Source organism: Janthinobacterium sp. P210005 (assembly GCF_036231865.1).
Classification (GTDB): domain Bacteria; phylum Pseudomonadota; class Gammaproteobacteria; order Burkholderiales; family Burkholderiaceae_D; genus Janthinobacterium; species Janthinobacterium kumbetense.
The window spans coordinates 143,820-166,000 of the sequence record NZ_JAZARC010000006.1 but is presented as its reverse complement, the minus strand read 5'-3'; the positions used below and the strand labels follow the sequence as shown (position 1 = coordinate 166,000).

Sequence of the window (22,181 nt, the reverse complement as noted above, 5' to 3'; positions counted from 1 at the left end):
CGCCTGGGCGCGACTGGTCTTTTGGCAGAGGCGCCGGCGCGCGCGAAGGCCTAGACTGGCCGATGCCGTCACTGGTCCACGCCATGGCTGGCCCCTCCCCCATCCCCGAAGGAAATGCATCATGTCGAAGAAAATCGAAGCCGAAGAAGTCAACTCCCGCCGCAAGCTGCTCGTCAGCGTCGCCGGCGTGGCCGCCGGCGCAGGACTGCTGGCCGCCGGTGGCGCCAGCGCCGCCGCCAAGCCTGCCGCTGCTGCCGCGCCGGGCAAGCTCACCGTCAATAGCGTCACCGTCAAGGACGGCACCGTCATCCGCTTCAAGGACTGGGGCACGGGCACGCCTGTCGTCTTCAGCCACGGCTGGCCCTTGCAGGGCGACGCCTGGGAAGACCAGATGATGTTCCTGGCCAGCCACGGCTACCGCGTGATCGCGCACGACCGCCGCGGCCACGGCCTGTCCAGCCAGCCGTGGCAGGGCAATGACATGGATACCTACGCCGACGACCTGGCCACCCTGCTCGACGCGCTCGACATCAAGGGCGCGACCCTGGTCGGCCATTCGACGGGCGGCGGCGAAATGGCGCGCTATATCGGCCGCCATGGCGAAAAACGCGTGGCCAAGGCCGTGCTGGTGGGCGCCGTGCCGCCGCAGATGGTCAAGTCGGCTACCAATCCGGGCGGCTTGCCGATGTCCGTCTTCGACGGCATCCGCGCCGGCGTGCTGGCGGACCGCTCGCAATTCTTCAAGGACCTGACGGTGCCGTTCTTCGGCGCCAACCGTCCCGGCAACAAGGTGTCGCAAGGCATGCGCGACACCTTCTGGCTGCAGGGCATGCAGTGCGGCATCAAGAACGCCTATGACTGCATCAAGCAGTTTTCCGAGACGGATTTCACGGCCGACCTGAAGAAAATCTCCGTGCCGACCCTGGTGGTGCACGGCGGCGACGACCAGATCGTGCCGATCGACGCCTCCGGCAAGGCGGCGGCAAAGCTCATCAAGAACGCCAGGCTGGTCATCTATGAAGGCGCGCCGCACGGCTTGCCAGCCACCCACAAGGATCGCCTGAACGAAGACTTGTTGACCTTTATCAAGTCCTGACCGCTCTGCGCTGCCCGCACCGCCGGCCCGCCCGGCGGTGTCTATCTCCCCCGCCGGCGCCCCCGCCGCGCAAAAAAACGCCCGCCTCCCCCATTCGTATAACTGCCTTGCCTGCCGGGCCATGCATACTTGTTGCCGCGCGGCATGAGCCGCGGCGAACGACAGGAGTCCCGCGATGGCCAGCACGCATTCTTTCCCTCAGCAGCAAGACCCCGGCCTGGCGCAGGCGCAGCGCATGGGCAGGATGGACGGCATGGGCGAATTTGCCGCATCGGTCGCGCACGAGGTGCGCCAGCCGCTGGCGGCCATCGCGCTCAATGCCGATGCCGCCTTGCGCTGGCTCGACCACGATCCGCCCCGCCTCGACGAGGCGCGCGCGGCGCTGGCCCTGGTCGCCAGCGCCGGCAGCCATGCCAGCGCCGTGCTGCGCAGCGTGCATGGCCTGGCCTGCAACGCGCCGGGCAGCCACGATCATTTTGTGGCTGACGACGCCGTGCAAGACCTGCTGCCGCTGCTTCGCGCGCCATTGCAACGCCACGCCATCCACCTGGAAACGCAGCTGGCGCCGGGCCGCCCACTGCTGCACGCCGACCCGGTGCAATTCCGGCAAGTCATCCTGAACCTGCTGATGAACGCCATCGAAGCCCTGCAGGACACCAGCGGCCGGCCGCGCACGGTACTGCTGTCCTCGCGCCTGGATGGGGGCGTGCAGCATTTCAGCATCGCCGACAATGGCGCCGGCATCGCGCCGCAGGCGGCCGGCCGCCTGTACCACGCCCTGTATTCCAGCAAGCCGGACGGCATGGGCATGGGCCTGGCCATCTGCCGCCGCATCCTCGACGCGCATGGCGGCCGCCTGTGGCATGCCCCCGGCGCACCCCACGGCAGCGTCTTCCACTTCACCCTGCCAGCACCATGAGCACAGCCATGCACACGACCATCCCCCCGGCCGATCCGCCGACTACTCTGCTGATCGCCGACGACCACCCGCTGATCCTGGCCGGCCTGGCTTCGCTGATCGCATCCTTGCCCGGCTTGCGCCTGCTGGGGCAGGCCGGCACGGGCCGCGCCGCCGTGGAGTTGTACCGCGAACTGCGGCCCGACGTGGTGCTGATGGATTTGAACATGCCGGAAATGCATGGCGTCGAGGCGATCGAGCGCATCTGCGCAGACGACGCGCAAGCAAAGATCATCATCCTCACCACCTACCAGGGCGAGGACAATGTGCACCGGGCCCTGCGCGCCGGCGCGCGCGGCTACCTGCTGAAGGATTCCGGCTTCCTGCAACTGACACAATGCATCGGCCAGGTGGCTGCCGGCAGGCACTACCTGCCGCCGGAACTGGCGGCGCAGCAGGCCGGCCGCATCGAGGCGAACCGCCTGTCGAAACGCGAGCACGACATCCTGCTGCACCTGTCCGCGGGCAAGAGCAACAAGATGATCGCGCGCAGCGCAGGCATCGAGGTAGGCACGGTCAAATTTCACGTGAACAACATTTTGACCAAGCTCAATGTATCGAGCCGTACCGAGGCGGCCACGGTGGCCGCCCGGCGCGGCTTGCTGGGCGCGTTCTGACGCCACGGATATCAAGCGGCGCTGTCATCCTTCTGCTGCGGTTCTGCCCTGGCCAGCGCTGGCTTCGCCTCCACGCCGCTGATCTTCGGCACGCATTCGCTGCGCAGCCACGACACCGTGATGGCTTCGCCCGCCATCAGGCGCTTGACGCCGGGGACGATCTGTTCGCCAATCAGCATGCCCAGCAGGCCGATCAGGGCTATCGCGGGCGGCGCCGGCGAGCGTACCTGCAAGACGGCGTAGATAATGCCAACCAGCAAGCCCACCGCCAGCGAAATCACATATAACTTCATGGCGCATTCCTTTCGATGAAAAAAACGCCGCGCACGGTCAGGCGCGCGGCGCATGGCACTGTACCCGGCGTTTACTTGGCCGGCACCGGCGCCAGGGTGGCGTGTTCGCCATGGATGCGCTGCGGCGCCTTGTGCACCATCGTGTAGGCGTAGTCGACGCCCATGCCGTAGGCGCCCGAATGTTCGCGCACGATGGCCATGACGGCGTCATAGGTTGCCTTGTGCGCCCAGTCGCGCTGCCATTCCAGCAGCACCTGCTGCCACGTCACGGGCACCACGCCAGCCTGGATCATGCGCTGCATGGCGTAGTCGTGCGCTTCCTTCGACGTGCCGCCCGAGGCGTCGGCCACCATATAGATTTCGTAGTCGCCTTCGAGCATCGCGCACAGGGCGAAGCTGTTGTTGCACACTTCCGTCCACAGACCCGACACGACGACTTTCTTCTTGCCGTTGGCGGCCAGCGCATCGCGCACCTTCTGGTCATCCCACGAATTCATGGAGCTGCGCTCGAGGATATCCTGGCCGGGGAAGACGTCGAGCAGTTCGGGATAGGTGTGGCCGGAGAAGCTTTCCGTTTCCACCGTGGTGATGATGGTGGGGATGTTGAACACCTTGGCGGCCTTGGCCAGGCCCACGGTATTGTTTTTCAGCGCTTGCCGGTCCATCGATTGCACGCCGAACGCCATTTGCGGCTGCTGGTCGATGAAGATGATCTGGCAATTGTCGGGGGTGAGGACTTCCAGTTTCGGATTGGTCATGATGTCATCCATGCAGAGAGGGTTGAGTGGGTACTGCCGTGCATCGTATGCCTGGCCGCGTGCCCGCACCACTATCTAAATATAGGCTGACATGAAGCTCGCCTCTGGGGAGTCCCCCCTGCAGCCCGGCAAGCGCTGCGGTAAAATACCTTTTGCTCACCCTGTTCCGACGACTCTTGATCGATAACTCCTCTTTGCCAGGCAACATCATGCGCAGCGATACGGCGCCGATACGCGTCCTCATCGCCGACGACCACCAGTTGCTACTCGACGGCATCGCGGCCCTGCTCAGTGCCTTTCCCGGCGTGGCGCTGGTGGGCCAGGCCACCGATGGCCAGCAGGCGGTGCAGCAATTTGACGCGCTGCAGCCCGATGTCACGCTGATGGATTTGCAGATGCCGCGCATGAGCGGCCTCGACGCCATCGGCGCCATCCGCGCGCGCCATCCGCAGGCGCGCATCATCGTGCTGACCACCTACAAGGGCGACACGCAGGTGCTGCGCGCCATCCGCGCGGGCGCATGCGGTTATGTGCTGAAAAGCGCGCTGCGCCACGAATTGCTGGCGGCGATACAGAACGTGCACGCGGGGCGGCGCCACATCACGCCCGAGATCGAGGCGGAACTGGCGCTGTATGCCTGCAGCGACGTGCTGTCGAACCGCGAACTGGACGTGCTCAAGCAGGTTGCGCAAGGCAATTCCAACCGCGAAACGGGCGCCTTGCTGCAGATCAAGGAAGAAACCGTCAAGGCGCACATGAGCACCATCCTGGCCAAGCTGGGCGCCCGGGACCGCACCCACGCCGTCACCATCGCGCTGCGGCGCGGCATCCTCGACGCCTGAGCGGCGCCAGCACGCTCAAGCCGCCGGCACGGCCGGTCGCACGCTGCGTTGCTGCACTACGATCAGGGCGCCCAGCAAAATCAGGGGTACGGCCAGCGCCACGAAGCCGACGGCCAGGTAGGCAAAGGCGGCGGCGATGGCGCCCAGGGCAAAGGCCAGCAACGGCCAGAAGAACTTCCCGCAGCGCGCATGGGTGGCGCCATCAGCCGCGCCGCGCAGCACGTCGACGGTGTCGATGACGATCTGCGTCACGTTCCCCGTCATCATGGAAGTGGGCGCCAGGTGCGCCAGCAGCAGCCGGCTGGTGGCGCTGTGCACGCCCATGGCGGCCGTGCCCAGCAAGCCGGCCGCCATGGCCATGGAACTGACATCCTTGCCGATCGGTTCAGCCAGGCAGCCAAACACCATGAAGCCGGCCAGCAAGGCCCACTGCAGCAGCATCGCCAGGGTCAGTGACGGGCCGGCGCGGCGCTCCACGGCCAGCACCATCAGGCGCGTGATGGCGACGCCGGCGATAAAGGCGGGGAAAGCGAGAAACTTCAACAGGATGGACGCGCGCGATGCATCCGCCAGGGCGGCGCCGATCAGCACGAAGTTACCCGTGACATGGGCCGTAAACAGGCCAAACAGGGCAATGAAACCCAGGGTATCGACATACCCCGCTAAAAATCCCAGGCTGGTGCCGAACAAGCGGCTGTGTGGTGGCTGATCCATCGAATGACTCCTGATACCGTGCAATGCACTAAAAAACGAAAAACGCGCCAGGAAAACGCCCCGGTGCCGCTGCCTGCATGGTAAGCCATGTGGCCGGTCGCCGCCCCCGTCCTTCGGCCAGTGCGCCCGCTCCACCTGATCTTTTGGCCCGTGTTCAAGCGCCGCCCGCCCGCTACACTGGACGACGTGACTTTCGCGCCGCGCACGCCGGCCCTCCCCGCACCGCAACCATGGAGCTGCACCATGCCAGAACACACCCTCCCCGCCGCCGCACCCTTGATCCTGCTCAATGGCTGCTTCCACACCGTCGATAAGAGCTGCCCGCAAGCGAGCGCGGTGGCCATCGCCGACGGCAAATTCCTCGCCGTCGGCGACGTTGAAGACGTCATGCGCCACCGCGCGCCCGACAGCCGCGTGATCGACCTGGGTGGCCGCACGGTGATTCCCGGCCTGAACGACTCGCATCTGCATTTGATCCGCGGCGGCTTGAACTACAACCTGGAATTGCGCTGGGAAGGCGTGCCTTCGCTGACCGACGCCTTGCGCATGCTCAAGGAACAGGCGCTGCGCACGCCGAATCCGCAATGGGTGCGCGTGGTGGGCGGCTGGACGGAATTCCAGTTCGCGGAAAAGCGCATGCCGACCCTCGACGAGATCAACGCGGCCGCGCCCGACACCCCCGTCTTCATCCTGCACCTGTACGACCGCGCCCTGCTGAACCGCGCCGCCCTGCGCGTGGTCGGCTACGACAAGAACACGCCGAACCCGCCCGGCGGCGAGATCGTGCGCGACGCTGCCGGCAACCCCACGGGCATGCTGATCGCCCGGCCGAACGCCATGATTTTATATGCGACCCTGGCCAAGGGCCCGACCCTGCCGCGCGAATTGCAGGTCAATTCCACGCGCCAGTTCATGCGCGAACTCAATCGCCTCGGCCTGACCAGCGCCATCGACGCGGGCGGCGGCTTCCAGAATTATCCGGAAGACTACGCCGTCGTCGACGAGCTGGCGCAAAAAGAGCAGCTGACCATCCGCATCGCCTACAACCTGTTCACGCAAAACAAGGGCCGCGAACTGGAAGATTTTGAAAAATGGACGCAGATGGTCACGCCGGGCCAGGGCGACGATTATTACCGCCATAACGGCGCCGGCGAAATGCTGGTGTTTTCCGCCGCAGACTTCGAGGATTTCCTCGAGCCGCGCCCGGAGCTGGCACCCGGCATGGACGACGAACTGGAAAAGGTGGTGCGCCACCTGGTCTCCAAGCGCTGGCCCTTCCGCCTGCACGCCACCTATGACGAATCGATCGACCGCATGCTGACGGTGTTTGAAAAGGTCAACCGCGATATCCCGTTCGACGGCCTGTACTGGATGTTCGACCACTGCGAAACCATCACGCCGAAAAACATCGACCGGGTCAAGGCGCTGGGCGGCGGCATCGCCATCCAGCACCGCATGGCCTTCCAGGGCGAATATTTTGTCGACCGCTACGGCGCCGAGGCGGCCAAGGCGACGCCGCCGATCGCACGCATGCTTGCCTCGGGCGTGCCCGTGGGCGGAGGCACGGACGCCACGCGGGTCGCCAGCTACAACCCTTGGACGGCGCTGTACTGGCTCGTGTCCGGGCGCACCGTGGGCGGCTTGCGCCTGTACGACGCAGGTTCGCGCCTGTCGCGCGACACGGCGCTGGAACTGTGGACGGCGGGCAGCGCCTGGTTCTCCAGCGAGCAAGGCAAGAAGGGACGCATCCAGGAAGGCATGCTGGCCGACCTGGCCGTGCTGAGCGCGGACTTTTTCAGCATCGATGAAGAGGCGATCAAGTCGATCGAATCCGTGCTCACCATCGTCGGCGGCAAGATCGTCTACGGCCAGGCGGAATTTACGCCACTGGCGCCGCCTCCCATCCCTGTGTTGCCGGACTGGTCGCCCGTGAAAAACGTGGCTGGCCACTACCGCGCCGCGCCGCCGCAAACGGCCAGCGTGATGCAACAGCATCAGTGCCAGGGCGCCTGCGGCGTGCACGCCCACGCCCACGACGTGGCGCGCAAGAGTTCCGTCCCTGTTTCCAGCCATTCCGGCTTCTGGGGCGCGCTGGGATGCAGCTGCTTTGCGTTTTGATGCCATGCTGACGCGATTGCCTTTGCTGGCTGCCGGCGCGTTGGCGCTGGCGGCGGCCCTGCCCGCCGCGGCACAAGAAAATGTGCAGCTGTACGGCCGCCTGAACGTGGCGTTCGAAGCGCTGCACTCGTCAGGCAGCGGCGACAGCGTGCAGCGCGTCTCCAACAACCGCTCGGTACTCGGTTTTCGCGGCAGCGAAGACCTGGGCGGCGGCTGGCAGGCGCTGTTCCAGGTCGAGGGCACCTTGGCGCCCGACACGGGCGCGGGATCCATCGCCGCGCGCGACACGCGCGTCGGCATTGCCGGCCCGTGGGGCACGCTGTTTGGCGGGAACTGGACCCTGCCCTACAACAGCGCCACTTCCGCGCTCGACCCGTTCTACCCCACCACGGCCGGCTACATGAGCCTGATGAGCAACGGCGCCGGCGCCAGCGAAAGCCATACCAGCAACACGTATTCCTTCGACCGGCGCCAGCAGAACAGCGTACATTACTGGACGCCGCAGTGGCAGGGCTGGTCGCTGCGCGTGGCGCGCGGTATGGGGGAAGAGCGGCCCGCCAGCGGCGCGCATCCGGCACTGACCTCGGCCGCATTGAGCTACGACGGCGGCGCCCTGTACGCCACCCTGGCGCAGGAAGACCATCACAACTACCAGGGACGGGGACTGACCGACCGTGGCAGCAAGCTGGCCCTCGCCTGGCATGTCGACAGCGCCACGCAGCTGGCGGTGGCGCTGGAAAGCCTGCGTTATGCGACGCCCACGGGCGAACTGCGCCGCCGCACGGTCTACTTTTCCGCCACGCGCCAGTTCGGCCGCCATGGCTTGCGTTTCGGCCTGGCGCATGCGCAAAGCGCCACAGGCGGCGCGCTGGAAAGCATCGGCAACGTACGCGCGGGAGCCGGTGCGGGCGCCACCCACGCCACCGTCGGCTATGACTACCAGCTGTCGAAACGCAGTAGCCTGTATGCCTACTACACGCGCCTGGCCAACGGCGGCAACGGCGTCGCCGACTTTGCCATCAACAGCCTGGGACGCGATGCAGCAACAAAGGGCGCCACCATGTCGGGCGTGGCGCTGGGAATCCGGCACAATTTCTGATTCGGCTGTTTTCGTGGACAGCCCCGCGCGCGGCGGGTACAGTCAGCAATCGGCAACCAGGGCGGACATCCACGGACAAACATCATGAAGCGAGCATCAGCGCCAGCGCGCAGCGACTGGGTCAAGTGCGCCGAACCGGTACAAGGGGTCGAACGCATCGAGGCGTGGTTCAAGGGCAAGGCCTATGCCATGCACCGCCACGACACCTACGCCATCGGCCGCACGCTGGCGGGCGTGCAGCGTTTCAGCTACCGTCGTGGGCAGCGCGACAGCCTGCCCGGCAATACCATGATCCTGCATCCAGACGAGGCGCACGATGGCCAGGCGGGTACCGACGCAGGCTTCCGTTACCGCATGCTGTATATCGAACCGGCGCTGTTCCAGGATGTGCTGGGCGGACGCGCGCTGCCCTTCATCGAAGGCGGCGTGTCGACCGATTCCCGCCTGGCGGCCGCCACCTCCGCCTTGCTGCCGCACGACGGCCACCCGCTCGAAGCGCTGGAACAGAGCGAGGCGCTGGTAAAACTGGCGCATGCGCTGGCGGCGGTGGCCGGCACGCCGGCTCGGCGCTTGCGAGGCGACTTCCTGGCGGCACGCCGCGCGCGCGACTACCTGCAGGCGCACTGCACGCAGGCCGTCACCCTGGCGGAACTTGAAGCGGCAACGGGACGCGACCGCTGGAGCCTGTCGCACGACTTTCGCGTGTTCTATGGCACCAGCCCGTACCGCTATCTGACGATGCGGCGCCTGGAAATGGTGCGCCGCCTGCTGCTGGCTGGCGCCACGCTCGCATCGGCAGCCATGGCCGCGGGCTTCGCCGACCAGAGCCACATGACACGGCATTTCCTGAAAACTCATGGACTGACGCCTGGCCGCTGGCTGCGCTTCGCCGGCGGTAGCGTCAAGAGCTGAAAACACCCACGATCGTTCAATACGGCCCGCAAGTGCATGCGTATTCTGGCTGCATCGCCACTTGAACGGAGCACAGCATGTCCACCACTACCATCACCACGCGCGGCCAGGGCCAGTCCATCGATCTGGCGGGTAAGGTCGCCCTGTTAGAGGGGCACTGGCAGCCGCGCGTCATCGCCGAAATGAATGACTACCAATTCAAGGTCGTCAAGGTACTGGGCGAATTCCAGTGGCACCGGCACGCCGATACGGACGAAACCTTCATCGTGCTGGAAGGGCAATTGCGCATCACCCTGCGCGGCCCCGGCTACGCGGAAGGACACGCCATCGTGCTGCATGCCGGCCAGATGGCGGTGGTGCCCAAGGGGGTCGAACATAAACCGTGCGCGCCTGCCGAAACCAGGCTGCTGCTGATCGAGCCGCGCGGCGTGGTCAACACGGGCGACGGCGAGGCGGGCGAGCGCACGGTGGAGAACGATCAGTGGATCTGAGCCAGGTAGCGTGACAGACAACAAAAAACCCGCTGACTTTTGCAAGTAAGCGGGTTTTCTGATGAAACTTGGTGCCGTTGGCCGGAATCGAACTGGCGACCTTCACATTACGAATGTGCTGCTCTACCAACTGAGCTACAACGGCGAAGACCCACATTCTACAAACAATGCACAAAATTTGCTAGTGTCAACGCGAACTTTTTTGCATTTTTTTAGCGGCCCGGCTGCAGGCCGCTAAAAATCGTGGAAAAGTGCGGCTTTTACTCCGCGTGGTAGACGGTGACGCGAGCCACTTCGTCTTTCGAGCCGAGGAACACGGGCACGCGCTGGTGCAGCTTGTGCGGGGCGATATCCATGATGCGCTGCTGGCCATCGGTGGCGGCGCCGCCGGCTTGCTCCACGATGAAAGCCATCGGGTTCGCTTCGTACATCAGGCGCAGCTTGCCGGGCATCGACGTGTCGCGCAGGTCGGCCGGGTACATGAAGATGCCGCCGCGGTTCAGGATGCGGTGTACGTCGGCCACCATCGAGGCGATCCAGCGCATATTGAAATTGGTGCCGCGCGGACCCGTGTCGCCGGCCAGCAGTTCGTCGACATAGCGTTTCACGGGCGGATGCCAGTGGCGCGCGTTCGACATATTGATGGCGAATTCCTTCGTCGTCGGCGGAATCTGCATATTGCTTTGCGTGAGAACCCACGAACCCATCTCGCGGTCCAGGGTGAAGCAGTTCACGCCATTGCCGAAGGTCAGCACCAGCATGGTTTGCGGACCGTACACGGCGTAGCCAGCCGCCACTTGCTTGCTGCCGGCTTGCATGAAGTCCTGCTCCGTCGGCTCGCCCATGCCTTCCGGTGCCTTCAGCACCGAGAAAATGGTGCCGATCGAGACGTTGACGTCGATGTTCGACGAGCCATCCAATGGGTCGAACAGCAGCATGTATTCGCCCTTCGGATAGCGGTTCGGGATCGGGTGGATCGATTCCATCTCTTCCGACGCCATGGCCGCCAGGTGGCCGCCCCATTCATTCGCTTCCAGCAAAATCTCGTTGGAGATGATGTCGAGCTTTTTCTGCACTTCGCCCTGCACGTTTTCCGTGTCGGCCGTGCCCAGCACCTCACCCAGCGCGCCCTTGCTGACGGCGTGGCTGATGGTTTTACAGGCGCGCGCAACGACTTCGATCAGCAGGCGCAGTTCGGCCGGAATGCTGTTGTTCGAGCGCTGCTCTTCAACCAGGTATTGCGTAAGACTGATGCGTTTCATGAAATCCCTCTGTTTTAATAGCTTTTTGATAAATTTTTACGGTGTTAATTGGCCAATGCCTTGGAAACGACTTCCATCACGTCATTCGACAAGCTGGCCTGGCCGGCGACTTTTTCCAGCGCGTCGCGCATGTGGCTTTGCAGTGCGGGCACGTAACGGCGCCAGCGGTCCATGGAGCGTGCCAGGCGGGCTGCCACTTGCGGGTTCAGGGCGTCGAGCGCGATGACTTGCTCGGCCCAGAAGGCGTAGCCGCTGCCGTCAGCCGCATGGAATTGCGACGGATTGCCGTTCGTGAAATTGAAGATCAGGCTGCGCGCGCGGTTCGGATTTTTCAAGGTGAAGGCCGGATGCGTCATCAGCTGGCGCACGGCTTGCACATCGGTCGATGGCGCGGCCGCCTGCATGGCGAACCACTTGTCGACCACCAGCGCTTCGTTCTCGAAGTCGGCATAGAAACTGGCCAGCGCCGCCTGCGCGTGCGATGGCGAACCCGAATGGATCAGGGCGCCCAGCGCTGCCGCGCGGTCCGTCATGTTGCCGGCACCGTCGAACTGCTGCTGCGCCAGGGCCAGCTCTTGCTCGCCCGGCGCGATCAGCAGATAGGACAGGGCCAGGTTTTTCAGCGCGCGCTTGCCGGCCGACAGGGCGTCGGGACTGTACTCGCCCGGCGTCTGGTTGGCGTGGTATTGCGCCAGCAGTTCAGGTTTCAGGGCCGCCGCGATGGTGCGGCGCATGAACTGGCGCGCCGCGTGGATCGCTTGCGGGTCGACTTGCGCCATGCGCTCGGCGATGATGGTTTCCGACGGCAGGATCAGGGCCAGCTCGCGGAAGGCGGGATCGAGCGTGTCGTCGGCCAGCAAGGCGCGTTGCGCTTCGATGAAGGTGTCGTCCAGCGCCAGGTGCTCGCCGGCGGCGACGGCGCCGGTCAGTTTCAGCAGGCGCTCCATGGCCAGGCGCTGACCCGCTTCCCAGCGGTTGACCGGGTCGCTGTCGTGGCGGAACAGGTGCAGCAGTTCCTCGTCGGTGTAATCGTATTCCAGCACCACGGGCGCGGAAAAGTCGCGCAGCAGCGACGGCACGGGCAACTCCGTCACATTCGTGAAGCGGAAAGTCTGCGACGCTTGCGTCAGTTCCAGCACGACGCTGGCAGCGCCGTTCGACACGACGCCATCGACGTGCAGCGGCAGGTCGCGACCATCGGCGGCCAGCAAGCCGACGGTGACGGGGATGTGGAAAGGCAGTTTTTTCGGCTGGCCCGGCGTGGCGGGGCAGCTTTGCGCCAGGGTCAGCTCGAACGTCCGGCTGGCCGCATCGTAGCGCGTAGACGCCGTCACGACAGGCGTACCCGCCTGGCTGTACCAGCGCTCGAATTGCGTAAAATCGCGGCCATTCGCGTCGGCCATGGCGGCGCGGAAGTCGTCGCACTGCACGGCTTGGCCATCGTGGCGCTCAAAGTACAGGTCCATGCCCTTGCGGAAACCGTCGCGGCCCACCAGGGTCTGGTACATGCGCACCACTTCGGCGCCCTTCTCGTAGATGGTGACCGTATAAAAGTTATTGATCTCGACGAAAGAGTCTGGACGCACGGGATGGGCCATCGGGCCCGCGTCTTCCGGGAACTGCGCCTGGCGCAGGGTGCGCACCTGGTCGATGCGCGTGACGGCGCGGCCCGTGTCCGTGCCGATCATGTCGGCCGAGAATTCCTGGTCGCGGAAGACCGTCAAGCCTTCCTTCAGCGACAGCTGGAACCAGTCGCGGCACGTCACGCGGTTGCCTGTCCAGTTATGGAAGTATTCGTGGCCCACCACCGCTTCGATGCCCGCGTAATCGACGTCCGTCGCCACGCGCGCATTGGCCAGCACATACTTGGTATTGAAGATGTTCAGCCCCTTGTTTTCCATGGCGCCCATGTTGAAATCGCCCACGGCGACGATCATGAAGCGGTCCAGGTCCAGTTCCAGGCCAAAACGCTCCTCGTCCCAGCGGATCGAGTTTTTCAGCGACTGCATGGCGTAGTCGGTTTTATCCAGGTTGCCGTCTTCCACCCACACTTGCAGCAGCACTTCGCGGCCCGACTTCAGGGTATAGCGCTCTTCCTGGCATACCAGGCGCGCCGCCACCAGGGCGAACAGGTAGGACGGCTTCTTGAACGGGTCTTCCCACTTGGCGTAATGGCGGCCATCGCCGAGGTCGCCCTCTTCGATCAGGTTGCCGTTCGACAACAGCACCGGATACTTGTCCTTGTCGGCGCGCAGCATGACCGTGTACTTGGCCATCACATCCGGGCGGTCAGGGAAGAAGGTGATGCGGCGGAAGCCTTCCGCCTCGCACTGCGTAAAGAAATTATGGTTCGACACGTACAGGCCGGACAGCGAGGTATTGTCCTGCGGCGCCAGCACGGTTTCGATATCGAGCGTCACCTCATCCGGGGCCTTGGGGATGGTCAGCATGCCCGCCGTCAGCTTGTACTGCGACGGCTTCAATACCTTGCCATTCAGGCGCACCAGCACCAGTTCGATGTGTTCGCCGTGTAATTCGATGCTGCGGCTGGTGCTGGCCGGGTTATGGCGCATTTGAATCCGGCTCGCCACCACTGTGCGGGCGGGATCGAGATCGAAACCAAGTTCGACGCTGTCGACCAAAAAGCTGGGCGGCGTGTAATCTTTGCGGTAAATCGTCTGAGGGCTGTCTGTGCGCATAGGGATTTGGGTGGGAGCGGAGGCAAAAGCCTATTTTACCAACACCAGCCCCCGATAGTCGCGATTCAGGTCAGGAATGTTGGATTCCCTTACACGCAGACATGCCAGGTAACATTCTGTAATAATGAATAGAAACAAATAGAACTATTCTTATAATACTAAGCGAAGAATTGCGTCTACTAATCAGGAGGTCATGCAATGAAACGATATCTCACCATCATGATGGCCGCATTGACCGTGTTGCTCACCGGATGCGCCACCACCATACGCAGCGATGTGACCGTATTCCATGAGTGGCCTGCGCAATTGCAGGACAAATCATATGCATTTGAAGCGCCGGCGGCCGAAGACGACACGCTGGAATACCGCAGCTACCAGAACCTGGTGCGCGCGGAACTGGCCAAACACGGTTTCGGCGAAGCGTCCGGCCCCGCGGCAGCCAATTTGCGCGTGGCAATGAATTTCTCCACCGTCGACTACCCTGAGCGCGTGCTGCAAGCCAGCGACCCATTCTGGTATGGCCCCGGCTACTGGCCTGGCCGCTACGGCTACCGCTACGGCGCATGGCCAGGCTATGGTCGCTTTGGCTACAACCCCTACTGGTATGGTCCGATGGACGTGGAAGAAACCGTACGCCATAAATACGAACGCGAATTGCGCGTGACGATCAATGACCGCAACGGCAAGAAACTCTACGACGTAACCGTGCAATCGACCAGCAACAAGCGCGCCACGTCGCAAGTAATGCCCGCCATGGTCGCCAGCGCCTTTGCCGACTTCCCCGGACAAAGCGGCGTTCCCCGCAAGGTGGAAGTCAAGATAGACTGAGAGCGCCAGCCAAAACCTACTGCGCGTCGCGCTTTGCGGCCGGCGATGCTCACCGGCTCGGCGCCCCCGTACTAAAGTACGGTTGCGCTTCTCGGCCACAAATCACTGCCGCTCGCTACGGTTTTGTCAGGCGCGAGAAGTCTGGAGTACTTTAAAAAACCGGCTGGTGCAGCGATGCGCCAGCCGGTTTTTTTATGTCTACGAATAATACGCCTCGGCCGCAAAGGTCAGCGCGCCGATCAGGGCCACGGCCAATAACAGCACGATCAGCAATCGGCCGAACTTCGGCGTGCCATCATTGCCGCCGCTCATGGCACGATGATGGTCGAACCGGTCGTCTTGCGCCCTTCCAGGTCCGTATGCGCCTGGGCGATATGGGCCAGGCCGTAGCGCTGGTTGATTTCGATCTGCACTTCGCCGCTGCTGACGACGCCGAACAGCGAGGTCGCCATCTCTTCCAGGTTCGCACGGTTCGAGGCATAGCTGAACAGGGCCGGACGCGTGATGAAGAGCGAACCGCGCGATGCCAGTTCGCTCAAAGTGAAGGCCGGCACGGGACCGGACGCGTTGCCGAAGCTGACCATCATGCCCAGCGGCGCCAGGCAGTCGAGCGAACCCGTGAACGTGTCCTTGCCGATGGAATCGTAGACGACGGAGACGCCCTTGCCGCCCGTGATCTCGCGCACGCGCTCGACGAAGTTTTCCGTGTTGTAATTGATGACATGGGCCGCGCCATGCGCCTTGGCCAGCGCCGCCTTTTCATCGGAACCGGCCGTGCCGATCAGATTCACGCCCAGCACTTTCGCCCACTGGCAGGCGATCAGGCCCACGCCGCCCGCGGCCGCGTGGAACAAAATGGTGTCGCCCGCCTTCAGGGCCACCGTGCGGTGGAACAGGTATTGCACCGTCAAGCCTTGCAGCATCATGGCGGCGGCCGTATCGAAACCTATACGCTCGGGCAACACCAGCAGCAGGGCCGCAGGCAGGTTGCGCTGCTGCGCATACGCGCCATTGATGCGCGCCGCATACGCCACCCGGTCGCCCACCTTCACTTCCGTGACGCCCTCGCCCACCGCCTCGACGATGCCCGCCCCCTCGACACCGAGGCCATTGGGCAGCGGCTGCGGATACAAGCCCGTGCGGAAATACACGTCGATGAAATTGAGGCCGATGGCCTCGTGCTTGACGCGCGCCTCGCCGGGACCCGGCGGCGGCAGTTCCACATCCACATATTCCATCACGTCCGGGCCGCCCACGCGCTGTACGCGGATGGCTTTGGTGGTAATCGTTGCGCTCACAATATGCTCCTTGAAGAAGAATCGGGAAAACGTCAGGCGGCAGCGCTGGCCCGCGCCTGCAATTGCGACAGCACCAGGTGCGCCGACGACAGATTGGTCGCGCACGCCACGTTGTGCACGTCGCAGGCGCGCACCAGGGCATTGATGTCCGGCTCGTGCGGCTGCGGCGTCATCGGGTCGCGCAGGAAGATCACGCAATCGATCAAGCCTTCCACCAGCAGCGAGCCGATCTGCAAGTCGCCGCCGAACGGGCCGGAATGCTTGCGCTCGACCGCCAGGCCCAGCTCATTGATCAGGCGGCCGCCCGTGGTGCCCGTGGCCGACAGTTCGCAACCCTTCAAAAAGTCCAGGTATTCGCCCGCCAGGGTAATCATGTCATCTTTTTTCTTGTCGTGGGCAATCAGGGCGATGCGTGTTTTCATGGTGGGGACATTTTCAGTGGGTGGATGAATTATTTCTTTTTCGACAGCAAGTAAATGCCGGCCAATACCAGGCTGGTGCCAGCCAGTTGCCAGTTGGTGATCGGTTCATCGAGGATCATGGCGCCCAGGAACAGGGTCGACACGGGGCCGATCATGCCGGCCTGCGAAGCGACGGGCGCGCCGATGCGCTCGACGGCGATCATCGTCATGAAGACGGGCATCACCGTGCAAAAGATGCCATTGAGCAAGGACAAGCCATACACGGGCATGGGCTGGATCAGCAACTCGACGGGGCGCAGGATGAAGAATTGGGCGATGCAGGCAAAGCTGGCCACGCACATGGCATAGCTGACGAGGCGCATCGAGCCGATGCGTTTCACCAGCTCTCCCGAACCGAGCAGGTACACGGCATAGGCACAGGCCGAGCCCAGCACCAGGGTCGAGCCCAGCGCCACGTTGCTGGCGCCGCCCTGCAAGTCGTGCACGAACACCAGCACGATGCCGCAGTAGGAGGTGAACAGGGCCAGCCACTGCAGGCGGCTGATGCGCTGCTTGAAGTACACGGTGGTAATCAGGAGCACGAAAGTAGGCGTAAGGAACAGGATCAGGCGCTCCAGGCCCACGGAAATGTATTGCAAGCCAAGAAAGTCCAGATAGCTGGACAGGTAGTAGCCGACGAGGCCCAGCCCGACGAGGCGCCAACGGTCGCTGTTTGACAGCGGCGGCTCCGTGCGCATCTTCCAGCAAGCGATGACGGCGAACACGGGCAGCGAAAAGATCATCCTGAAGGCGATCAGGGTGACGGCATCGATCTGGTAGCGGTACAGCAGCTTGGCGACGATGGCCTTGGTGGAAAACAGTACCGCCCCGCCTACGGCGATGGCCAGGCCACCGAGGTAGACGGAACGGGGAATCGGGAGAGGAGATGCTTGCGGGGAACTGGAGCTCATGCCCAGATTGTAAGGCAAAAGCCGGGGCCAGACCCGGCAGGACTCGGCGTCCCCGTCTGGCCCCGAATAAAACCGGCGGCGGATTAAGAGACCACCACCGCCGCCGCACCCGCCGCCACCGTCGCCGTCGTCACGCGCGCAATCACGTTCGACGGCGCCGCCGTGCCGACCAGTTTATTCACCTGCTTGAACTGCGCCACCAGCTTGCCGGGCGTCAAAGTGACCACCGTGTAGCCCTGCGCATCCGTGTTCAAATGCTTGATCCACGGGTTGTTGCCCAGGCCGGACAATTGCTGCGCCAGGCCCAGCAGGGTCACGCTGAAGTCAGTGCTTGCTTTCAAGCCAGCCTGCACGGCGGCGACCGTGCCGTCCAGCTGGGCTTCCGGCACACCCTTGGCAGCCAGGGCGCCGCGCAGCTGCACGCGCAACTGTTCCAGCAGGCTGTCGACGGTAGGCGCCGCCTTGCCCATGGTGTAGTCGAGCAGGTTGATGTCGAGATTGACCGTGCCCAGGCCCGTGACGGGAATGGCCAGCGGATAGCTGACGAGGGTGCCGATATCGCCCATGCTGCCGGCGGCCGACTTCAGGTAGCTGAAGAAGGAATCGGAGCTGACGCCGGCCGACACCAGGTCCACCATCACGGGCGTGCCGCCGCCGGCCGCGTCGAAATCGTCGCTGACCGTACCCGCAAAAAACGAGTGGATATCGCCCGTGATGGCCACCACGTTGCCGATGGCATTGGTTTTCAGGTGTGCCATCAGGTTCTTGCGCTCGCTGTTGTAGCCATCCCACTGGTCACAATTGAGCAGGAAGCGCGTGAAGAATGGCGTCAGCGCGGCTTGCTGGCCGGAAGCGGCGACAAAGCTCGATGCGGCGCCCTTGGCCTGCACGTCGGGCTTGATCCAGCCGACGGCGATCACTTGCGCGGCCGCCGCCGGCGAAGCGCTGTTGTAGGCAGCCACCGTGATGCCGGCCTGGGCCGCGCTCAAACCGGCGCCCACGGCAGCGGCGCCCTGCGCGCCGGCATTGGCTGCCGCGCCGGCAATCGCCATGGCGGCGGCCTGCGCCACGCTTGACGATGCACCCGCCGTCGAGGCCGCCACGATGGCGCAGGCCAGCGGCACGCTGCCGCCCACCAATGGCAGGGTGCTGGCGATGGCTTTGCCCACGTTGGCCATGGCGCTCAGCGCCAGCAGGGTGGCGATCGCATCCGTGCCATTCAAGCCCATGCGCAGCAACGACACTTCATTGCCCCACAGCTTCCAGGTGGACGTGGCAGCCTTCATCTTGCCCTTCCACCAGTCGCGCTGCGTGTTGCCCAGCATGCCCACTGCCGCCAGCGGATCGGCGCCGGCCTTGGTGGCGGCCGCCATTTTCTGCCCTTCCACACTGTCGAACAGCGCTTGCGGCACCAGGTAGCGGCTGCCGATACTGCCCAGCGGCTTGCCCGTGGCGGGATTGATGGTCGACTCGGCGATCGCATGGTCGGCGCGGTACAGGCGCTCGTCCGTCATCACCAGCTGCATCAATTTGCCGAACTGGAAATCGCGGTAAATCTGGATATTCTGGAAGGTCGTCGCGGCCGCGTCGAACGTGACGTCGGCCGGCATGTATTCGAACCACGCCTGGTTGGCGCTGCGGCGGCGGGCCGGCTGGTGCAAATCGCTGCCGTCGGCCGCCACGATGCCTTCATAGGTGGACGCATCCTGCCAGGCGTCGTCCGTGAATTCATGGTCATCCCAGATGGCGATGAAGGCAAAGCGCTCGTGCACGGCCTGCAGGCGCGTATCGGTGCGGTATTTCTTGTACAGGTAGCGGTAGTCGGCCACGGTGGTCGCGTATTTGGCGCCGGACGTGCCGCTTTTATACGTGCCGTCAGGCAATTTCAGCTGGTCGTGGCGGCTTTCCACGGCGCCGCTCTGGAAGGCTTCGCCCACCGTTTCATAGATGTAATCGCCCAGGTGGACGATAAAATCGAGCGATTCGTTGGCGGCGATGTGCGACAGCGCCCCCCAGTGATTGATGCTCCAGTCCTGGCATGTCAGGTAGGCGAATTGCAGCTGAGCAACGTCGCTGGTCGCGGCAGGCGCCGTCTTGAAGCGGCCCACGTTCGAGCGCACGTCGCCGGCGATGAATTGGTAAAAATACACCTGGCCCGGCTGCAAGCCCGTCACCTTGTGGCGCAGGGTATTGTCGAAATCGGCTTTCAATGGCAACTTGGCATCGACGATGGGCGTACCGACCAGGGCCGTGTTGCCGCCCAGGGCGGCCGTATTATCGCTGGCGCTGACGATCAGGCGCACGGCGACGTCGGACTTGCCGGCCACGGCGGGCGCGACGGCGTCGAAACTGGCGGGCACGACGCGCGTCCACAGCATGGCGCTATCGGCACGCGGGTCGCCCGAAGCCACGCTTTGCGGGAATTTCCAGTCGCTGCCCGAGGCCAGCGGCACGCCAGGATCGCTGTAATCGGTGCTGCCGCAGGCGGCGAGGCCGACAGTGGCCACGGAGACGGTAATAAAGCCGCCCAATTTCAGAAATTGCCGCCTGTCCATTTGACTTGCCATGATGTCGCGCCCTCGATATGGTGAAAGCGCGTCACTTTAGCAACAGATTGTGTCATCCTGATGACGGGGCCGCGCCGCTTCGCAGGGGGCCGATATGCTAAAATGTCGGCCACAATTGAACACCCGTCTAAGGAAGATTCGACATGGCAGGACATAGCAAATGGGCCAATATCAAGCATAAAAAGGCTGCCACCGATGCCAAGCGCGGCAAAATCTGGACGCGCCTGATCAAGGAAATCACGGTCGCGGCCCGCATGGGCGGCGCCGACGCCATCACCAATCCGCGCCTGCGCCTGGCAGTCGACAAGGCGGCCGATGCGAACATGCCAAAAGACAACGTCCAGCGCGCGATCAACCGCGGCAGCGGCGGCGTCGATGGCGCCAACTACGAAGAAGTGCGCTACGAAGGCTACGGCGTGGGCGGCGCAGCCGTCATCGTCGAATGCATGACCGACAACAAGGTACGCACGGTGGCTGAAGTACGCAACGCCTTCAACAAGAACGGCGGCAACATGGGCAACGAAGGCTCGGTCGCCTTCATGTTCCAGCACTGCGGCCAGTTGCTGTTCGCGCCGGGCACCGATGAAGACAAGCTGATGGAAGCGGCCCTGGAAGCGGGCGCCGACGACGTCATCGCCGATGAAGAGGGCGGCTTCGAAGTGGTCACTCCCGTGCATGATTTCGCCGCCGTCAAGGAGGCGCTGGAAGCGGCCGGCTTCAAGGCCGAAGTGGCCGAAGTCATCATGAAACCGGCGACGGAAACCGTCTACACGGGCGACGACGCCATCAAGATGCAAAAGCTGATCGATGCGCTGGAGTTGCTGGACGACGTGCAGGAAGTGTTTACGAATGCCCTGATCGAAAACTAAGCAAAAAATAAGCTATACACCTCAAGGGCGGCAGCACCGCCCTGCAACCCACACTGAACGAACGGTTCCTATGAAAATTCTGGTAGTCGGCTCTGGCGGCCGCGAACACGCCCTGGCCTGGAAACTGGCCCAGTCCGAACGCATACAGATGGTGTATGTCGCGCCGGGCAACGGCGGCACCGCGCGCGATGCGCGCCTGGTCAATCTCGACATCAGCGACCCGCAATTGCTGGCCGACTTCGTTCAACAGGAACACATCGGCCTGACCGTCGTCGGCCCGGAAGTGCCGCTGGCGGCCGGCATCGTCAACCTGTTCCGCTCGCGCGGCCTGAAAATCTTCGGTCCGACAAAAGAAGCGGCACAGCTGGAATCGTCGAAGGACTTCGCCAAGGCCTTCATGCAGCGCCACGGCATCCCGACGGCCGCTTACCAGACCTTCTCCGACGTCGCTCCCGCACATGCCTATGTCGACGCCATGGGCGCGCCCATCGTCATCAAGGCCGACGGCCTGGCCGCCGGCAAGGGTGTCGTCGTTGCCATGACCCTGGAAGAAGCGCACCAGGCGGTCGACATGATGCTGTCCGATAACCAGTTCGGCGACGCCGGCGCGCGCATCGTCATCGAGGAATTCCTCGCCGGCGAAGAAGCGAGCTTCATCGTCATGTGCGATGGCAAGAACATCCTGCCGCTGGCCACCAGCCAGGACCACAAACGCCTGAAAGACCACGACCAGGGCCCGAACACGGGCGGCATGGGCGCGTATTCGCCGGCACCTATCGTCACCCCGGCCATGCATGCGCGCGTCATGCGCGAAATCATCGTGCCAACCATCCAGGGCATGGCCAAGGACGGCATCACGTTCACGGGCTTCCTGTATGCGGGCCTGATGATCGACGACAAGGGCACGCCAAAGACCTTGGAATTCAACTGCCGCATGGGCGACCCGGAAACGCAGCCCATCATGGCGCGCCTGAAGACCGACCTGGTGACCGTCATGGAGCACGCGGTCAACGGCACGCTCGACGCCGTGGAACTGGAATGGGACCGCCGCACGGCCGTCGGCGTCGTGATGGCCGCCGCCGGCTACCCGGACGATCCCGTCAAGGGCACGTCCATCGGCGACATCCCGGCCGAAACGCATGATTCCGTCACCTTCCATGCCGGCACCCGCATCGAGGGCGAACGCCTGGTGACCAACGGCGGCCGCGTGCTGTGCGTGGTGGGCCTGGGCGACAGCATCAAGATGGCGCAGAAACAGGCGTATGAAACCGTGGAAAAAATCCATTTCGACGGCGCGCAGTACCGCCGCGACATCGGTTGGCGCGGCCTGAAGCACTAAGCCCGCCCCAGACGGCAAACGGCAGGGCCGGCGCGGAATGCATCCGCCC

At 64.0% G+C, this 22,181-nt stretch carries 20 protein-coding genes and 1 tRNA gene; 11 read left to right on the top strand and 10 right to left on the bottom strand.

The window, feature by feature from the left end; all coding sequences use genetic code 11:
- Positions 1 to 121: 121 nt before the first annotated feature.
- The 3 genes from VPH40_RS22705 to VPH40_RS22695 all read left to right on the top strand — a co-directional run bounded on the left by VPH40_RS22705 (position 122) and on the right by VPH40_RS22695 (position 2,671).
- Positions 122 to 1,096, top strand: a complete 975-nt coding sequence (locus VPH40_RS22705) for an alpha/beta fold hydrolase (protein WP_328574575.1) — start codon at positions 122 to 124, stop codon at positions 1,094 to 1,096.
- 175 nt (positions 1,097 to 1,271) lie between these two features.
- Positions 1,272 to 2,015, top strand: coding sequence for a sensor histidine kinase (locus VPH40_RS22700; RefSeq protein WP_328574574.1), 744 nt, complete (start codon positions 1,272 to 1,274; stop codon positions 2,013 to 2,015).
- Positions 2,016 to 2,023: 8 nt separating this feature from the next.
- Positions 2,024 to 2,671, top strand: a complete 648-nt coding sequence (locus tag VPH40_RS22695; protein ID WP_328574573.1) for a response regulator transcription factor — start codon at positions 2,024 to 2,026, stop codon at positions 2,669 to 2,671.
- 11 nt (positions 2,672 to 2,682) lie between these two features.
- Here the strand turns inward: VPH40_RS22695 and VPH40_RS22690 are convergent, their stop codons facing one another.
- Together VPH40_RS22690 and VPH40_RS22685 are read right to left on the bottom strand one after the other, a co-directional pair.
- A complete protein-coding gene (locus tag VPH40_RS22690) occupies positions 2,683 to 2,964 on the bottom strand; it encodes a XapX domain-containing protein (RefSeq protein ID WP_099666703.1) in 282 nt (93 codons plus the stop codon).
- A gap of 71 nt (positions 2,965 to 3,035) precedes the next feature.
- Positions 3,036 to 3,722, bottom strand: a complete 687-nt coding sequence (locus VPH40_RS22685) for a hydrolase (RefSeq protein WP_305053036.1) — start codon at positions 3,720 to 3,722, stop codon at positions 3,036 to 3,038.
- A 209-nt stretch (positions 3,723 to 3,931) separates the two neighbouring features.
- Here VPH40_RS22685 and VPH40_RS22680 point away from each other — a divergent pair, with 209 nt between their 5' ends.
- Positions 3,932 to 4,564, top strand: a complete 633-nt coding sequence (locus VPH40_RS22680; protein ID WP_099666702.1) for a response regulator transcription factor — start codon at positions 3,932 to 3,934, stop codon at positions 4,562 to 4,564.
- A 15-nt stretch (positions 4,565 to 4,579) separates the two neighbouring features.
- Here VPH40_RS22680 and VPH40_RS22675 read toward each other — a convergent pair whose 3' ends face one another.
- On the bottom strand, positions 4,580 to 5,278 hold the full coding sequence (locus VPH40_RS22675; RefSeq protein WP_305053038.1) for a YoaK family protein: 699 nt from the start codon (positions 5,276 to 5,278) through the stop codon (positions 4,580 to 4,582).
- Between the two features lie 243 nt (positions 5,279 to 5,521).
- Here VPH40_RS22675 and VPH40_RS22670 point away from each other — a divergent pair, with 243 nt between their 5' ends.
- The 4 genes from VPH40_RS22670 (at position 5,522) to VPH40_RS22655 (ending at position 9,898) form a co-directional block, all read left to right on the top strand.
- A complete protein-coding gene (locus tag VPH40_RS22670; protein ID WP_328574572.1) occupies positions 5,522 to 7,396 on the top strand; it encodes an amidohydrolase in 1,875 nt (624 codons plus the stop codon).
- Positions 7,397 to 7,400: 4 nt separating this feature from the next.
- Positions 7,401 to 8,495, top strand: coding sequence for a porin (locus VPH40_RS22665; protein WP_328574571.1), 1,095 nt, complete (start codon positions 7,401 to 7,403; stop codon positions 8,493 to 8,495).
- Between the two features lie 84 nt (positions 8,496 to 8,579).
- Positions 8,580 to 9,407, top strand: coding sequence for an AraC family transcriptional regulator (locus tag VPH40_RS22660; RefSeq protein WP_328574570.1), 828 nt, complete (start codon positions 8,580 to 8,582; stop codon positions 9,405 to 9,407).
- A 77-nt stretch (positions 9,408 to 9,484) separates the two neighbouring features.
- Positions 9,485 to 9,898, top strand: coding sequence for a cupin domain-containing protein (locus VPH40_RS22655; RefSeq protein ID WP_328574569.1), 414 nt, complete (start codon positions 9,485 to 9,487; stop codon positions 9,896 to 9,898).
- Positions 9,899 to 9,967: 69 nt separating this feature from the next.
- Here VPH40_RS22655 and VPH40_RS22650 read toward each other — a convergent pair.
- The 3 genes from VPH40_RS22650 to pepN form a co-directional block, all read right to left on the bottom strand.
- A tRNA-Thr gene (locus VPH40_RS22650) sits at positions 9,968 to 10,043 on the bottom strand.
- Positions 10,044 to 10,158: 115 nt separating this feature from the next.
- Positions 10,159 to 11,160: a class 1 fructose-bisphosphatase gene (locus VPH40_RS22645; protein ID WP_328574568.1), complete on the bottom strand. Its 1,002-nt coding sequence runs from the start codon at positions 11,158 to 11,160 to the stop codon at positions 10,159 to 10,161.
- Between the two features lie 44 nt (positions 11,161 to 11,204).
- Positions 11,205 to 13,859: an aminopeptidase N gene (gene pepN / locus VPH40_RS22640; RefSeq protein ID WP_328574567.1), complete on the bottom strand. Its 2,655-nt coding sequence runs from the start codon at positions 13,857 to 13,859 to the stop codon at positions 11,205 to 11,207.
- Between the two features lie 198 nt (positions 13,860 to 14,057).
- On the opposite strand from pepN, the gene VPH40_RS22635 reads away from it, so the two are divergent.
- Complete coding sequence (locus VPH40_RS22635; protein ID WP_305053042.1) at positions 14,058 to 14,687, top strand: DUF4136 domain-containing protein; 630 nt, start codon at positions 14,058 to 14,060, stop codon at positions 14,685 to 14,687.
- Between the two features lie 308 nt (positions 14,688 to 14,995).
- Here VPH40_RS22635 and VPH40_RS22630 read toward each other — a convergent pair whose 3' ends face one another.
- The 4 genes from VPH40_RS22630 to VPH40_RS22615 form a co-directional block, all read right to left on the bottom strand.
- On the bottom strand, positions 14,996 to 15,925 hold the full coding sequence (locus VPH40_RS22630; RefSeq protein ID WP_251350740.1) for a quinone oxidoreductase family protein: 930 nt from the start codon (positions 15,923 to 15,925) through the stop codon (positions 14,996 to 14,998).
- A gap of 92 nt (positions 15,926 to 16,017) precedes the next feature.
- Positions 16,018 to 16,407: a methylglyoxal synthase gene (locus VPH40_RS22625; RefSeq protein WP_034786684.1), complete on the bottom strand. Its 390-nt coding sequence runs from the start codon at positions 16,405 to 16,407 to the stop codon at positions 16,018 to 16,020.
- Positions 16,408 to 16,436: 29 nt separating this feature from the next.
- The gene (locus VPH40_RS22620; protein WP_328574566.1) at positions 16,437 to 17,357 is read right to left on the bottom strand and encodes a DMT family transporter; all 921 of its coding nucleotides are present in this window, start codon (positions 17,355 to 17,357) and stop codon (positions 16,437 to 16,439) included.
- Between the two features lie 83 nt (positions 17,358 to 17,440).
- Complete coding sequence (locus VPH40_RS22615; protein WP_328574565.1) at positions 17,441 to 19,912, bottom strand: alkaline phosphatase D family protein; 2,472 nt, start codon at positions 19,910 to 19,912, stop codon at positions 17,441 to 17,443.
- A 155-nt stretch (positions 19,913 to 20,067) separates the two neighbouring features.
- Here VPH40_RS22615 and VPH40_RS22610 point away from each other — a divergent pair, with 155 nt between their 5' ends.
- Positions 20,068 to 20,793, top strand: a complete 726-nt coding sequence (locus VPH40_RS22610; protein ID WP_077408206.1) for a YebC/PmpR family DNA-binding transcriptional regulator — start codon at positions 20,068 to 20,070, stop codon at positions 20,791 to 20,793.
- A 70-nt stretch (positions 20,794 to 20,863) separates the two neighbouring features.
- Entirely contained in the window at positions 20,864 to 22,132 is a 1,269-nt protein-coding gene (purD, locus tag VPH40_RS22605) for a phosphoribosylamine--glycine ligase (protein ID WP_099666692.1), read from the top strand.
- Positions 22,133 to 22,181 lie beyond the last annotated feature (49 nt).